The organism is Planktothricoides sp. SR001 (assembly GCF_001276715.1).
Taxonomy (GTDB): domain Bacteria; phylum Cyanobacteriota; class Cyanobacteriia; order Cyanobacteriales; family Laspinemataceae; genus Planktothricoides; species Planktothricoides raciborskii.
In genome coordinates, this window is the sequence record NZ_LIUQ01000003.1 from 143,646 (window position 1) to 157,594 (window position 13,949).

Genomic DNA, 13,949 nt, shown 5'->3' on the forward strand with positions numbered 1-13,949 from the left:
AAAACAAACATTTGCTGGAAAAATATTTAGTTTCTATAATCATTTGGACTCTGATGGAGGATGTTCGCCCATTTTATATAAGATACGTCGCAAATTTACTAAACCTTCTCGATTTAAACGTAGAGATTCAACGGTGCTGCGTCCGGTGGCTGTTAAACCCAAAATTAAAGTATAATCTTCATTCCAGGCAAAGTGATCTAACCATCGTTGCTCTCTGGGATTAAACAAGGGAAATATTTTTCCTGTAACAGGATCTAGCGCTTCTGTTTTATTATATTTGTGATTATTACAACCTTGGCAAGCTAAAGCCAAGTTATCTAATGTACTTTGACCTTCTTTACTCGTTGGTTGGATATGTTCCACGGAAAATCCTTGGGTAGCAAAACGGGCTTGACTGCGACAATATTCACAGCAACCTTTAGCGCGTTCTATAACTGCCTGTTTTTGTTGAACTGTAACTTGTTGCTTAGGCATAATCTTGCGTTTTTATCCCTAATTGTTCCATCAAAGCAGTTATGGAAATTTTCCGATGAATTGCTAATTCCGCCAGAGATTCTACTCTTTTTGCTTCTAGAGATTCTACCGTGTCGGTAAGGCGCAATAATTCGCTATATTCATCACTGGTCAGAGTCTCGCTGCGCCGTTTGACAATTAAGTCTTGATAGCGTTGTTGAATGTCAGGAGGTAAACCTTGATTAATTTGTAGTAATAGTTCAGCTTCATTTTTGGACAGCCTTGGCGCTTTTTTTTGGGACTGTACCGCGATCGCCCGCGAGACAAATTGTTCCAATTCAGGTAAACTTAACTGTTCGATCGCATTGAGTAATTCCTCGAAGGATAACTCGGCGGCTACTTTCACTGTTGACATATATTGCTAGATTTGAAAATTGCTTGGATCTTATTTTAATATTAATACTTATTATAGCATAGCTTTGACTGATTTTTGCTCTGTAGCAGATATTTCTTACAGGAAAAGCATGATTGGCAGTTAACTTTCGTTTGTTTACCAAATATTTAACCATTTAACCAATTTTTTTATATGCTTTGGCTCTATACATTTATGGGATATAATGAATAAAAATTAACCACTAATTTATCATAAAACGATGACGATCGCAGAAAATCTCGGACGATTATTTGAAGTAGGCTTTAATCTGGGGATTCTGGCTTATATAGAACACCAGCAAATCCCGCACCATTTTGGCGATTTATATCGCCACGATCTAGAACAGCTTAAGTTACCGAAAATAGTGCAGAAGATGATTGACTCTGATAGTCTGATTAGTGACTTGAATATTCAAATTGTGGAAAAATGGAGTCAGTATTTTCTCAAAAAAGGTTTTTTAGGTGGTTTAAATTTTTTCCGGGAATATTTGCAAGCGACGGGATGGAGTCCCCAAGGGCGCCGCAAAACCCAAGATTTAGAAATTCTATATTATCAGTGTAGCTTTTGCAATAATAACAGTATGCAAAGCTATGAAAAGAGCGATCGCCAAGAATTTACCGATCTATTATCTCAGTTTGGTGAATTAGAAAATATCGATGCTTTAATTAGCCAATATTCCGGGAAAGGAGAATTTTTGCAAGGGGATACTTTGCTGCTGTTGCGTTATAAAAATCAATACCGGATTCTCTGTGTGGATTTATCTACATTTTCCGTAAAATCTGCCGCTGATTTAGCCCCCCTTGATGATGTGGAAGTGTTACGGCGAATGTTGATGACCGAAATTAAGTATATTCGCTCAAAAAGTGTGTTTTCTAAGCTGCGAATTGATACGGGAAATTCTGAATATCTCAGAGGTGATTTTTCTAAAGATTTAGCCCAATATTTTACCGCTTTTAAACGCAAGGATAAGGAAACTGCTAAGTTGATTCAAGCGGGTTCATATATCCATAGTTTTTATGGCTTTTTACAGAAACAGGGACAAAAACATCAGATATTGCCCGATGATGCGGATGTGGTGTTTAATGTGGTGGGATACAGCGATCGCCACCTAAGTACCCTATCCCTTCGCCCTGAAAATTTGGATATTTTGGCCACCTTTGCCCAGATTTATAAACATGAACCAAAACACCAAGAAATTCAAAATGCCCGTCGGAAAGTTTTGCAGTTAATTCAACGCAATGCCGCTAAGAGTTTTATCGATGGCAAACAGTTGATTCAGGAGTTATCCACTAAACCCCTGGAAGCGTCAATTAATTCTATTACTAAGATAACTCATACAGAAAAAATTGATAATTTTTTTAATTCTTTGGGTATTATACCCGATGAGTTAGCTACTCAGCTAAATGTCACCCCAGGGGCAACTCTGAGAAATGCCCATGCTGAACTAATTCAACAAGCTTTATTATCTGACAATACTTATATTTTTTTAACCGGAAATCCGGGGATTGGCAAGACAACCGCGATCGCCAATTTCTTGAAAAGCCGTAAAGACCAAGACGGTGACGATGGTTACTTATTCCTTTATGTCAGTCCCCGGAAACAAGTTAACCTAGATTTGATTGAAAAGTTTAAAAGCGATCGCCGCGATTCCATTTCCGGATCCGCTGCGCGGAATCGCCCCACAGAAAATCCGGGCAAATTATCAGATTCTCGGATATTTGCGATTAACAGTAACTCAGCAATAATCAAGGATAACTTAGGTCGTCCCACGGTGCAATATTATTCTGATGCACGTCAAGATAATTTTCGCCTTAAACAAGTTGATTTTATCAACGCTGCGGCTATTTCTTCTGAAGATAGCCGTTTAAGCGATCGCCGTTCTCAGAAACGCTTACACCAAATTGCCGATGACCAAATTCGCGATCGCGGGGAAAAGAAAGCCGGAGTTTTGTTTAGTCTTTGCGAAGGCATTCATAGCTTAATCAATGAACAGATATCCAACCAAATCGTCGCCACGGTTTCCATTCAATCATTGCGAGTAAATCCCCCAAGAGAACCAGGGCAGCAAAACTTCACTCCAGCGGTGGATACTTTACGCCATTTGGACAATATTTTTAAAGGGGCATACAACTCACGGGATAAGAAAGTAATTCCCGAAAAGATGCGGGAAATTGCCCAGCGAATTAAGCATATATTTATAATGATTGATGAAATCACCGGGGATGATAGCGGGGCTAATTTTCTTAAAGGCATCAGCCAATTTTTAACCAAATTTAAATTAACTGAATATGGGTTTAATGTTAAAATAATTGTGGCCGATGCGTCGATTGTGGAAAAGGAAGTAATTACCCAACATCTTGCCCAAACTACCCCAGAACCGGATAAGATTTATTTTCGGATGGCCAAACAAGCAGCAGCCCCTTTATCGGTGCAGAATTTTGTGTTTAATAAGCGACAAGCGAAAGTGCTCCGCACCGCTGACGCGATCGCAATTAATGCCAACTCTTACCCCGCTAGTTGCTTAAACATTACTTATCAATTATTTATCCAATGTGTCAAATTCGATCCCAACCCATTAAAAGATAAAACTAATCAACTCGGTCAAGCCGTCCAAAGTCAGATTAATGCCGACATTCAACGGTTATTAGATGACGCCAACTGCGGCCAAATATTAGTCTATATTCAAGACAAAAAACGCTTAGAAGAACTGATTACCAAAATTCGCCAAAATCGGGGAGAATTTACCCCGAATACGGATTACCTAGAAATTCACGCTAACCTATCAGAAGCGGATAAGCAGAAAATTAGCCAATATAAGCAAGATGCCAAGGTTGTTTTTATGACTTCTTCGGCTAGTCGCGGCTTATCTTTTCCCAAGGCAACTCATATCCTGGTAGAAATTCCTCGGTTTCAAATTGAACGTAATTTAATGGAAGTAATTCAGGTAATTTATCGGGCAAGAGGTGAATATTTAGAAAATGGGGTAAAGCAAACTATTGACACTCAAGAAAAACAGCTAATATTTTATTTATCAGAAACAGCAGTTTATTATCCTGATGCTAACGATATTTCCGACTTAATAATACCCATTCAGGAAAGTATCTTAAATTTGTTGAATATTTTGATTATTCTCAAGCTATCGATTATGACTCGAATTGTCGGGTCGGGGCAGTTGGGTCGGAAACAGGTAATGATGATTCCCATTGGCGGAAAATCCGTTGCCGCAGCAGGCGCTACTTTTACCAGTCTTATGACTAATTTAATCCGGGAAATGAAGAACGAACACCGTCGCAAACCGAGTCATAAAAACCTAGAAGAAGTTTATCAAAGCTTACAACAGATTCTCAGTCGGGCTGAGTTTATCTTGAATGAGGATCTCGATCTGGTTGACCCAGTGAAAAACCAGGTATCTTCTTATTTACAATTGCGAGAAAAGTTTAACAGTAATTTTGCTAAGTTATGCCAACGACTAGATAATTTATTGGCCTTGGGTAATATAGAACCCGGTATCCTCACGGGTAATTTATTGGTGGTACAAATTAACCAAAAACTTGAAGAAACTTATCAAATTCGTCTGGAAGAACAGATTAGACGATATGCCACTAAAGACCTGGTAGAAAAAATGTGGGCAATTAGCAAAAGTAACCAGTATCCCGATAATTTGCGATCGCAGATTCGGGATGGGGCAATGGAGTTAGTAAATTTACTGCGCGGGGATATTAATAAAACCCAATGGTTTGAACTGACCAGCCAGAATTCCGATCAATATTATGCCCTGCCCCTGTTTGTGTTCATTAGTGGGGAAACCCTCCGGGAATATTTTAAAAGTCAGCCAGAAGAGGAAGCAGAACGCGAGTTTCGCAGCCTACTTTCTCGCTACGTCCATTCTCTTTATCCCGCTTATAATACTCTACCCATTGGTCGGCAATATGCAGAGTTCCCTTTTTTGATTTTTCGCAGTTATAGTTTAGCGGAAATGCGGGTGAATATGTTCAGCGATCGCTATTTGTTAAATTCCCATGAATTAAACGCGGTCAATTTAATTTTATCCAAAGATGAGGCCAACAGTTAATCAAGCAAATAAACGTCGCCCTTAACCACCACAGAACCCTGGTTGCGGTCAATTATTAAAAATGAAAATTCAGCATAAATGGTGAAAAAATCATAAAACCCTGAAAAAATGGCGATCGCGATCGGATATTATAAGGTAAAAGTCGAAATTTTATGCGCTATGCTCACCAGTCCCAGGCGATCGAAGCTGGATCTCTGAACATGAGCAGGCGCCGCATTCTAAAACTGAGGCGGTTTTTTTATGAGTAAATTTGTATTTGTCACTGGTGGGGTGGTTTCTAGTATTGGCAAAGGAATTGTCGCTGCCAGCTTGGGGCGGTTGCTGAAGTCACGAGATTATTCAGTGTCGATTTTAAAGCTTGACCCCTACATCAACGTAGACCCCGGAACCATGAGTCCTTTTCAGCATGGGGAAGTTTTCGTGACAGAAGATGGGGCTGAGACAGACCTAGACCTGGGACATTATGAACGCTTCACCGATACCTCCATGTCCCGACTTAACAGTGTGACTCAAGGCTTAATTTATCAGGCAGTGATCAATAAAGAAAGACGAGGAGATTATCAAGGAGGTACAGTCCAGGTTATTCCTCATATTACCAATGAAATTAAAGAACGAATTCATCGCGTAGCCAAAAATACTAATCCCGATGTGGTGATTACAGAAATCGGCGGAACTGTGGGTGATATTGAATCCCAACCCTTTTTAGAAGCAATTCGCCAGTTTCGCAAAGATGTGGGACGAAATAATGTGTTATATATTCATGTAACTCTGGTGCCTTGGATTCCTTCCGCTGGAGAAATGAAGACTAAACCGACTCAACATTCTGTTAAAGAATTGCGGTCAATTGGCATTCAACCCGATATTTTAGTCTGTCGTTGCGATCGCCCTTTATCCGAGGGAATTAAGCATAAAGTTTCCGAATTTTGTGATGTACCCGTGGAATGCGTGATTACTTCTCCAGACGCCAAGAGTATTTATGAAGTACCGCTGATTTTAGAAAAAGAAGGATTAGCCATTCAAGCGATTAACTTGCTGAAAATTGAACACCGTCAACCAGATTTAAGCAAGTGGCAAACCCTAGTCGATCGCCTTTATCAGGGGGGTCAACCCCTCAACATTGCTATTGTTGGCAAATATGTCCGTTTAAGTGATGCTTATTTATCCGTAGTCGAAGCCCTCCGACATGGGGCGATCGCCAATGGTTGTCACCTGGAACTGACTTGGGTGAACTCAGAAGATATTGAAGCGGAAGGCCCAGAAAAATATCTGGCTAATATCCAAGGAATCGTAGTTCCCGGAGGTTTTGGCATTCGCGGAGTTGATGGTAAAATATCGGCCATTCAATATGCCCGCGAACAAAAAATCCCGTTTTTGGGGTTATGTTTGGGGATGCAATGTGCCGTGATTGAATGGGGGCGTCATATTGCCAATTTACCCAATGCTAATAGTGCCGAATTTAATGCAAACACAGATAATCCAGTGATTAACTTATTGCCAGAACAACAAGATGTGGTGGACTTAGGGGGAACCATGCGACTAGGGTTATATCCTTGTCGGATAACACCGAATACTTTGACGGAAAAACTTTATCAACAAGAAGTAGTTTATGAACGACACCGCCATCGTTATGAGTTTAACAATGCCTATCGTAACCTATTCCTAGAAAGTGGTTATATTGTAAGTGGAACTTCCCCCGATGGTCGGTTAGTGGAAATTATTGAATTGCCCAATCACCCGTTCTTTATTGCCACCCAATTCCACCCTGAGTTTCACTCTCGTCCTAACACCCCCCATCCATTATTTCATGGTTTTACTAAAGCGGCATCTTATCAAGTTATGGGAGACGAAAACGAGGGGTAAAATCCGCATACAAATCCGCATACAAATCCTCAGAAAAATCAGCATAAAACAGAGGATTTGCAGGCAGATAATGTCAGCGATCGCCTGCATGAACTAGAGGATTCTTCCGTAGGATTAATTCCTACAACAGGCAGTTATAAAAATCACCCAAATCCAGGGGAAGTGCGAGTGAGGAGGCTTTGTGGCGTACTGGGTCAAAATTATCTACGATCGGGAGACTTATGTGATTGATCTCGATCGGATTGGCGCTTTTTCTGTGTCTTCTAATCACAAAATAACTTTTTGGTTACCTGATGGAGGTGTATCGATTTGCATTCATCCCCAAAGTAATGCAGAGTCATATCAAAAGGTATTGAATTACCTAGAAAAAATCCACCACAAAACCACTGTAAGTGCCGATTGGATTAAGTTTCATTACGACCGAGAAGAATACTTGCTCGATCTCAACCGGATCAGCGCTTTTTCTCAAGACCCAAACACTCACAAAATCTCCTTTTGGTTGCCTGATAATGGCACAAAGATGATTTTACATCCTCATAGCAATGCGGATGCCCACGGCAAAGTCCTAGAGTATATTGAAAGAAAAACTGGCTACTATTTAAAGTAAAAAATTTCCTATAGGGGCGGGCTTAAAACCCGCCTTTGTGTCCCTCTGTGTCTTTGTGGTGCAAATCTTCTCCTTTTCTCCCATAAATATGCTTAACCAACTCCTGGCAAATTAACCGCCAAAAGAACCCCCAAATTAGTAACACCAAAATTAGCCAACTAATCCCGATACCTCACCGGGACTTACACCGTTTACCCTTAGAGGCTTACCCTTAGAGGCATCGTTTCTCAAGTATTGGCAGGAATCTTGGCAGGAATCTTGGCAGAAAAATATCGCCATGACTCGTTTACCGAGGGCTGCTTTTGGCTGGAAAAATAGCCGGTAAAATAGCCGGTAAAATAGCCGGTAAAATAGCCGGTAAAATAGCCGGTAAACTAATCAAATCACTCCGACTAATTTGCTCATAGTGGCTTATGCTGCCCATAGGGTCGAATTAACACCACTGCCATATTCCCAAACCGCAGCCACGGCGATTAAGTCAATTTGGGGAAAATCCGCGCATAAAGTTAGGAATTTGGTTAGTATTCATGCTACTAAAGCTAAGATTAAAGCTAAGATTAAAGCTAACATTAATAATCACCTGGTTCAAGGATAAAGTGAAGGCAACAATCTCGAAATATCTCAATCCCAAATATTTCACTTTAGCGGTGATGCTAGTTATAACCAAGAAAAGCCCAACTTATCCGGCTTATTTCTAGCCAGATAAGTTAACGGCGGGATAAATCGCCAACTTATGCTTAAATTCCTATTCCCTTGCCTATATCAATGCCTGCGAAACTGCCATGACCAAGATGACAGCTATGGAAACCGAATATGTAGGTTTAGCCAGTGCTTTTTTGCAGGCTGGAGTTTCTCAGGTGATTTCTTCTTTATGGCCAGTCAACGATGAAGCGGCTGGTTTATTGGCGATTAAATTTTATCAAGCTTATCTCGCGGTTGAACCGGCAGTTATTGCCTTAAACCAAGCAAAAACTTGGCTAAAGACGGCAAGGCAGACATTACTCAGGTTTATGAATAATTATTAAAAAATGCTACCCCCAGTGATGCGAGTATTTTAGAAAAAGCTAAGTCTAGAAGTGAGAAGGAAAATCCCGAATATATTCCTTTTAGGGATGCTTATTTTTGGGCTGGGGTGGTGATTTCCGGGCAATGATAACTTGTCTATGTTTCCCTCTGTGTCTTTGTGGTAAAAAAATAATCACCACAGAGACACAGAGAAACACAGAGAAACACAGAGAATAGAGGAAAGCAATATAAAATAGGCAATATAGGCAATATAGGCAATATAGGCAATACATATAAAATAGATGAGGAAAGCAGTGCAAATCACTTTAGAAATTTCTGATGAGGCGATCGCCCAAGCAAGTCAATTAAGTGATGCTGACTGGTTCAGAGAAATTGCGATCGCGCAGCGTCTCGGAACGAGAATCGCGCTATTTCAAAAAGAACTGATTACCCTAGGTCGAGGCAGCAAAATTGCTAGAATGCATCCCATTGAATTCCAGCAGCTTTTAGCGAGTCGAGGCATTTGTATTCATTATGATATGGAAGAATTTGAAGAAGATATTCAGCATTTGCGCGATCGAGGTTGGCTATGATTGTCTTTGTGTTGCTTTGTGTCTTTGTGGTGATTATTTTTGAACCACAGAGACACAGAGAAACACTAGGAATACGGCATAGCCTTGTCTCTGTGTTTCTTTGTGTCTTTGTGGTAAAAATAATCACCACTTTGGTTGGGCTTACGTGGTGGCGATTAAATCGCAAATAAAAATAAGAAAACGAAGTTTTTTAGTTATATTATAAGTTATATTAACTATAACTATTAACCATAAAAAATTAACCATAAAAAAACCCGGTTATTTGACTAACCGGGTTGATTTAAGACATCTATTTAATTATCGGTTGCTGAACTTATGCCACTTATGCTTCACTGCGTAATTTATCCAGAACGCCACGGTCTTCCAGGGTAGAAGTATCCCCAGCGACTTCTTGACCGGCGGCCAAATTCCGTAATAAGCGCCGCATAATTTTCCCAGAACGAGTCTTGGGCAAAGCGTCACAGAATTTAATTTCCGACGGACGGGCGAGGGCGCCGATTTCATTCACCACATGGTCTTTGAGTTCTTTTTCCAACTCCTCGCTGGGGTCGTAGCTGCCTTCCAGGGTGACAAAGGCGACAATTTCTTCTCCTTTGATATCGCTGGGTTTGCCGACTACTGCGGCTTCGGCAACGGATTCGTGAGACACTAGGGCCGATTCGATTTCCATTGTGCCCAAACGGTGTCCGGCAACACTAATTACATCGTCTACGCGACCCATGACCCAGAAGTAACTATCGGGGTCTTGACGGGCACCATCTCCGGCAAAGTAAACGGATTGGCCATCGATGGGGGCGATTGGATCCCAGTAGGTACTGCGGAAGCGTTCCGGGTTGCCGTAAACATTACGAATCATGCTGGGCCAAGGATGCTTGATGACTAAATAGCCGCCTTGGTTGGCACCCACGGAATTGCCGTCTAAATCCACCACGTCAGCGATAATGCCGGGGAAGGGCAGGGTGGCTGAACCGGGTTTTGTGGGAGTGGCGCCGGGTAAGGGGGTAATCATAATCCCGCCAGTTTCGGTTTGCCACCAGGTATCCACGATCGCACATTTTTCGCCGCCAATCACCCGGTGATACCACATCCAAGCGGCTGGGTTAATCGGTTCGCCGACGGTGCCGAGTAACCGTAAAGAGGATAAGTCTCGAGCTTTGGGCAGGTGTTCGCCCATTTTCATAAATAGCCGAATGGCGGTGGGGGCGGTGTAGAAAATGGTGACGCGATATTTTTGCACCACATCCCAAAAACAACCGGGGTTGGAAGGACGCGGCGCCCCTTCATACATGAGGGTTGTCGCCCCGTTGGACAATGGGCCATAGACAATATAGCTATGTCCGGTAATCCAGCCTACGTCAGCGGTACACCAGTAAATATCGTTTTCTTGCAGGTCAAAGATCCACTTGGTGGTGATATGGGTATAGAGGTTGTAACCGCCCGTGGTATGGACGACCCCTTTGGGTTTGCCCGTTGTCCCGGAGGTGTAGAGAATGAAGAGCATATCTTCACTATCCATTGGTTCTGCGGGACAATCATCGCTAACCTGGGTTTTCAGTTCATGCCACCAATGGTCGCGATCGCCTTCCATGTGGACTTCTTGCCCGGTGCGCTCCACCACCAGGACGTGCTTCAGGGTGGGGACGGCGTTATCAGCGATCGCCTTATCCACTTGTTCTTTCAACGGCACAATCAGATCCTTGCGCCAGCCACCATCAGCAGTAATCACCAATTTTGCTTGGGCATCTTCCAGACGACTGTGCAAAGCTTCGGCGCTGAATCCGCCAAATACCACCGTATGAGGCGCCCCGATTCGCGCACAAGCTAACATGGCGATCGCCGCTTCGGGAATCATCGGCATATAAATGCCCACACGGTCGCCTTTGCCCACCCCCAAATGTTTCAGGGCATTAGCCATCAGGCAAACTTCCCGATGCAATTCGCGATAAGTAAAAGTGAGAGAATCTCCCGGTTCTCCTTCCCAAATCAACGCCGGTTTATCAGCCCGTCCATTAGTCAAATGGCGATCGAGACAATTGTAGGAAATATTCAACTTGCCACCCACAAACCATTTGGCAAAAGGGGGCTGCCAGTCTAACACCTTGTCCCATTTTTCAAACCAGTGCAACTCTTTTTCTGCTAAATCAGCCCAAAATTTTTCTGGGTCAGCTTTGGCTTGGTCGTAAATCCGGTGATAGTCTTCCAGGCTTTTAATATGAGCGTTTTTTGAGAGTTCAACCGGGGGATGAAATAAACGCTCTTCGTGTAGAACCGATTCAATCGCTGTTTCAGTCATTTTGCTTTATTTAACTAACGTTAACTAACCTTTAAAAACTTAACAGATGGCTCAATTTTTTAATCAAAATCTTTAGCCAAGATTTTGATGACAATTTTCTCAGCTTATTTCTGAGCTTGTGGAGGCATCATCTATATCTATGAAGAAATTTTGACAAATCAGTGATATGCTGGCCTAGGTTTTGCGTTTTGCTTGATTTTTGCTCCTCCGTCCTGATTTCCGAGAAAATTTATTGTTCTATTATACTTAACTTGCTCAATTTTGTCGAGTATTATGAATTTTTATTAATTTACAAATTAATTTACAAAACTTAATATTATCCCAGAAAACGAGCAGTTTTATGGGCAAAAATCCCCATCGGATCTTAGATAAATTTAAATAAAATCTAAAATAGACCTCTGGCAAAATAACGAATCGATCCCTCCCAACCCATCTTAAAAGCGCCACTCGGCTTTTTATAATTTTGCATTTCTATTAGATAATTGGTGGATTATGGTAAAATAATGGTCGAGATTACCCAATTATTAAATATTTAAATGTTTAAAATGAATTCAGCGGTCAGTCCGGGCTTTTACCGCGAAAAGCCGATGAACATTGTCTTAACTTATTCTTATCATCAAATAAAATGATGCAAGAATCATCTTTAATTACCTGAATATTATCAGCATATATTTGTACCTTATTGTATCTGATTAGCCTGAAAAAAATTAGATTAGCCAATAATTCTCACGCAAAAGAAAAAGACAAAATGTTAAAGATGTTAAAGATGTTAAAGATGTTAAATTTGAAGAAATTGTGAAATCAGTGTAACTTCATGGATACTCGTCATTCTTACCTGGCCACAGAGATAACCAACCCGGAGGGAGAGGCGATCGCCGAATCCGAACTGCCTGACATTTCGCCATCGGCAGAGAATTCCTCATCACCTGCATCCAATAAAAAGCCTCGGTCTTCGAGAAAAAAATCCCCCAAGTCACCCTTAAAGGGGATGATTCTAGGAATCATACTGTTGACTGGTGCAGGGGCAGGCGGATGGTATTGGTGGCCGACTCTGACTCAGACTACCCAACCGGCGCAAGGTCAAGGGGGTGGCGCCCGGGCTATTTCCGTCAGAATTGCCTCAGTAGAATTAACCACTTTGGAAGAAAGCAGTGAAATTGTGGGGAATTTGGCAGCGGAAGAGGCGGTGAGTATCCAGTCCGAGGTGGATGGTCGGCTGATCGAGATTTATGTCAGACCGGGCGATCGCGTTTCTCCAGGGATGACGATCGCCCGTTTGGACAGTCGAGAAGCAGAAATTCAGCTACGACAAGGGCAAGCCAACTTAATTAGCGCCCAAGCCCGGTTAGCCGAATTACAAGCAGGCCCGCGCATTGAAGAAATTGCCCAAGCCAGGGCGCGTTTGAGTCAATCGACAGCGCGGTTGGCGGAGTTGGAAGCGGGCAACCGTGCGGAAGACATTGCCCAAGCCAGGGCGCGATTAAAGCAAGCGGAAACCAGACTTCAAGCCTTGAGTGGTGGGGGCAGCCGAAGTCAAGAAATTGCTCAAGCGGAAGCCCAAATTGCTGATGCAGCAGCGCGGCTGGATCTGAGCGCCCAACGAGTCAGACGTAATGAGGAGTTACTCAATGAAGGTGCCATTTCCCGCGATCGCTTTGATGAAGTGGTGGCCGAAAACCGTCGCGCCGAAGCTGCCCTGGAAGAAGCCAAACAACGCTTAGAAGAACTCAAAGAAAGTAAAAGGGAAGACCGCCAAGCGGCGGAAGCGGCGGTAGTTGAAGCCACCCAAGCCTTAGCCAGAGAGGAACGAGGGCCACGGGTTGAAACCATTGCCGCCGCCGAAGCGGAAGTGGAAGAACGATTGCAAGAGCTCAGACGATTAGAAAATGGCACTCGTCCTGAAGAAATTGCCGCCGCCGAAGCGGAAGTAGCCCAAGTACAAGCCCAAAATAGAGCCTTAGAAGTGGCGATCGAAGATACGCGAGTGATTGCCCCATTTTCTGGGATAGTTGGGGATGTGCCGGTGAAAATTGGCGACTATTTAAACCGGGGCAGTGTTCTGACTACTTTAACCCAAAATGATACTTTAGATTTGCGGATACTTATTTCCATCGATCGCTTATCTGAATTGCGTTTAGGAATGCCCGTGGAGATTTACAATAGTAACAATGAATCTTTGGCCCAAGGGCGGATTAGTTTTATTTCTCCTCAAGTGAATGCTGATTCGCAAACGGTGTTAGTAAAAGCAACGTTTGATAATTCTAAGGGTCAGTTGCTTGATGGCCAATTTGTCCGGGCTAAAATTATTTGGATCCGTCGTCCTGGCGCGATCGTTGTCCCGGCTACCGCTGTGGTTTTCCAAGGAGAAGAACGGTTTATGTATGTGGTGGAACAGTCACCCCCCAATGCTGAAGGAGAAGAACCACAAATGAAGGCGAAAAAACAGCCGGTGAAATTGGGATTTGTAGAAGGCGATCGCATTGAAATTCTGGAGGGATTAGAACCGGGAGATCAAATTATTACCTCTGGTTTACAAAGACTCTCTGATGGGGCAACAATTCGAGTCATGCGTTAGCTCGATTTGAAGTTAAACTACAGGCAGTGAAAGAGTGCTTAATCGAGTTAGACACCGA

General features: G+C 42.6%; 11 protein-coding genes. 7 read left to right on the forward strand and 4 right to left on the reverse strand.

The features are described from left to right. Nucleotides 1-39: 39 nt before the first annotated feature. On the reverse strand, nucleotides 40-474 hold the full coding sequence (locus tag AM228_RS02980) for an HNH endonuclease (RefSeq protein ID WP_054464603.1): 435 nt from the start codon (nucleotides 472-474) through the stop codon (nucleotides 40-42). Then, complete coding sequence (locus tag AM228_RS02985; RefSeq protein WP_054464604.1) at nucleotides 467-868, reverse strand: hypothetical protein; 402 nt, start codon at nucleotides 866-868, stop codon at nucleotides 467-469. Before AM228_RS02985 ends, AM228_RS02980 begins: the two co-directional genes overlap by 8 nt. Nucleotides 869-1,106: 238 nt before the next feature. Here AM228_RS02985 and AM228_RS02990 point away from each other — a divergent pair, with 238 nt between their 5' ends. The 4 genes from AM228_RS02990 to AM228_RS03000 all read left to right on the forward strand — a co-directional run bounded on the left by AM228_RS02990 (nucleotide 1,107) and on the right by AM228_RS03000 (nucleotide 7,425). After that, complete coding sequence (locus AM228_RS02990; protein ID WP_054464605.1) at nucleotides 1,107-4,958, forward strand: helicase-related protein; 3,852 nt, start codon at nucleotides 1,107-1,109, stop codon at nucleotides 4,956-4,958. 240 nt (nucleotides 4,959-5,198) lie between these two features. Further along, entirely contained in the window at nucleotides 5,199-6,818 is a 1,620-nt protein-coding gene (locus AM228_RS02995) for a CTP synthase (protein WP_054464606.1), read from the forward strand. 57 nt (nucleotides 6,819-6,875) lie between these two features. After that, the gene (locus AM228_RS31685; RefSeq protein ID WP_156331489.1) at nucleotides 6,876-7,049 is read left to right on the forward strand and encodes a hypothetical protein; all 174 of its coding nucleotides are present in this window, start codon (nucleotides 6,876-6,878) and stop codon (nucleotides 7,047-7,049) included. After that, complete coding sequence (locus tag AM228_RS03000) at nucleotides 7,000-7,425, forward strand: hypothetical protein (protein WP_054464607.1); 426 nt, start codon at nucleotides 7,000-7,002, stop codon at nucleotides 7,423-7,425. Before AM228_RS31685 ends, AM228_RS03000 begins: the two co-directional genes overlap by 50 nt. 286 nt (nucleotides 7,426-7,711) lie before the next feature. Here the strand turns inward: AM228_RS03000 and AM228_RS31690 are convergent, their stop codons facing one another. After that, on the reverse strand, nucleotides 7,712-7,849 hold the full coding sequence (locus tag AM228_RS31690) for a hypothetical protein (protein ID WP_156331490.1): 138 nt from the start codon (nucleotides 7,847-7,849) through the stop codon (nucleotides 7,712-7,714). Nucleotides 7,850-8,147: 298 nt separating this feature from the next. On the opposite strand from AM228_RS31690, the gene AM228_RS03005 reads away from it, so the two are divergent. Then, the gene (locus tag AM228_RS03005) at nucleotides 8,148-8,450 is read left to right on the forward strand and encodes a CHAT domain-containing protein (RefSeq protein WP_369817665.1); all 303 of its coding nucleotides are present in this window, start codon (nucleotides 8,148-8,150) and stop codon (nucleotides 8,448-8,450) included. 282 nt (nucleotides 8,451-8,732) lie between these two features. Continuing rightward, the gene (locus tag AM228_RS03010; RefSeq protein WP_072160625.1) at nucleotides 8,733-9,023 is read left to right on the forward strand and encodes a UPF0175 family protein; all 291 of its coding nucleotides are present in this window, start codon (nucleotides 8,733-8,735) and stop codon (nucleotides 9,021-9,023) included. Between the two features lie 322 nt (nucleotides 9,024-9,345). Here AM228_RS03010 and acs read toward each other — a convergent pair whose 3' ends face one another. Next, nucleotides 9,346-11,316, reverse strand: a complete 1,971-nt coding sequence (gene acs, locus AM228_RS03015) for an acetate--CoA ligase (RefSeq protein WP_054464609.1) — start codon at nucleotides 11,314-11,316, stop codon at nucleotides 9,346-9,348. Nucleotides 11,317-12,130: 814 nt separating this feature from the next. Between acs and AM228_RS03020 the strand changes: the two genes are divergently transcribed. After that, nucleotides 12,131-13,891, forward strand: coding sequence for an efflux RND transporter periplasmic adaptor subunit (locus tag AM228_RS03020; RefSeq protein WP_072160626.1), 1,761 nt, complete (start codon nucleotides 12,131-12,133; stop codon nucleotides 13,889-13,891). The last annotated feature ends 58 nt before the right edge of the window (nucleotides 13,892-13,949 follow it).

Bases quoted from the DNA above. Each gene is read 5' to 3' on its own strand.
- AM228_RS03010 (WP_072160625.1), top strand. From the start codon at position 8,733: ATGAGGAAAGCAGTGCAAATCACTTTAGAAATTTCTGATGAGGCGATC.
- AM228_RS02995 (WP_054464606.1), top strand. From the start codon at position 5,199: ATGAGTAAATTTGTATTTGTCACTGGTGGGGTGGTTTCTAGTATTGGC.
- AM228_RS02980 (WP_054464603.1), bottom strand. From the start codon at position 474: ATGCCTAAGCAACAAGTTACAGTTCAACAAAAACAGGCAGTTATAGAA.
- AM228_RS02985 (WP_054464604.1), bottom strand. From the start codon at position 868: ATGTCAACAGTGAAAGTAGCCGCCGAGTTATCCTTCGAGGAATTACTC.
- acs (WP_054464609.1), bottom strand. From the start codon at position 11,316: ATGACTGAAACAGCGATTGAATCGGTTCTACACGAAGAGCGTTTATTT.
- AM228_RS03020 (WP_072160626.1), top strand. From the start codon at position 12,131: ATGGATACTCGTCATTCTTACCTGGCCACAGAGATAACCAACCCGGAG.
- AM228_RS02990 (WP_054464605.1), top strand. From the start codon at position 1,107: ATGACGATCGCAGAAAATCTCGGACGATTATTTGAAGTAGGCTTTAAT.
- AM228_RS31690 (WP_156331490.1), bottom strand. From the start codon at position 7,849: ATGGGCAGCATAAGCCACTATGAGCAAATTAGTCGGAGTGATTTGATT.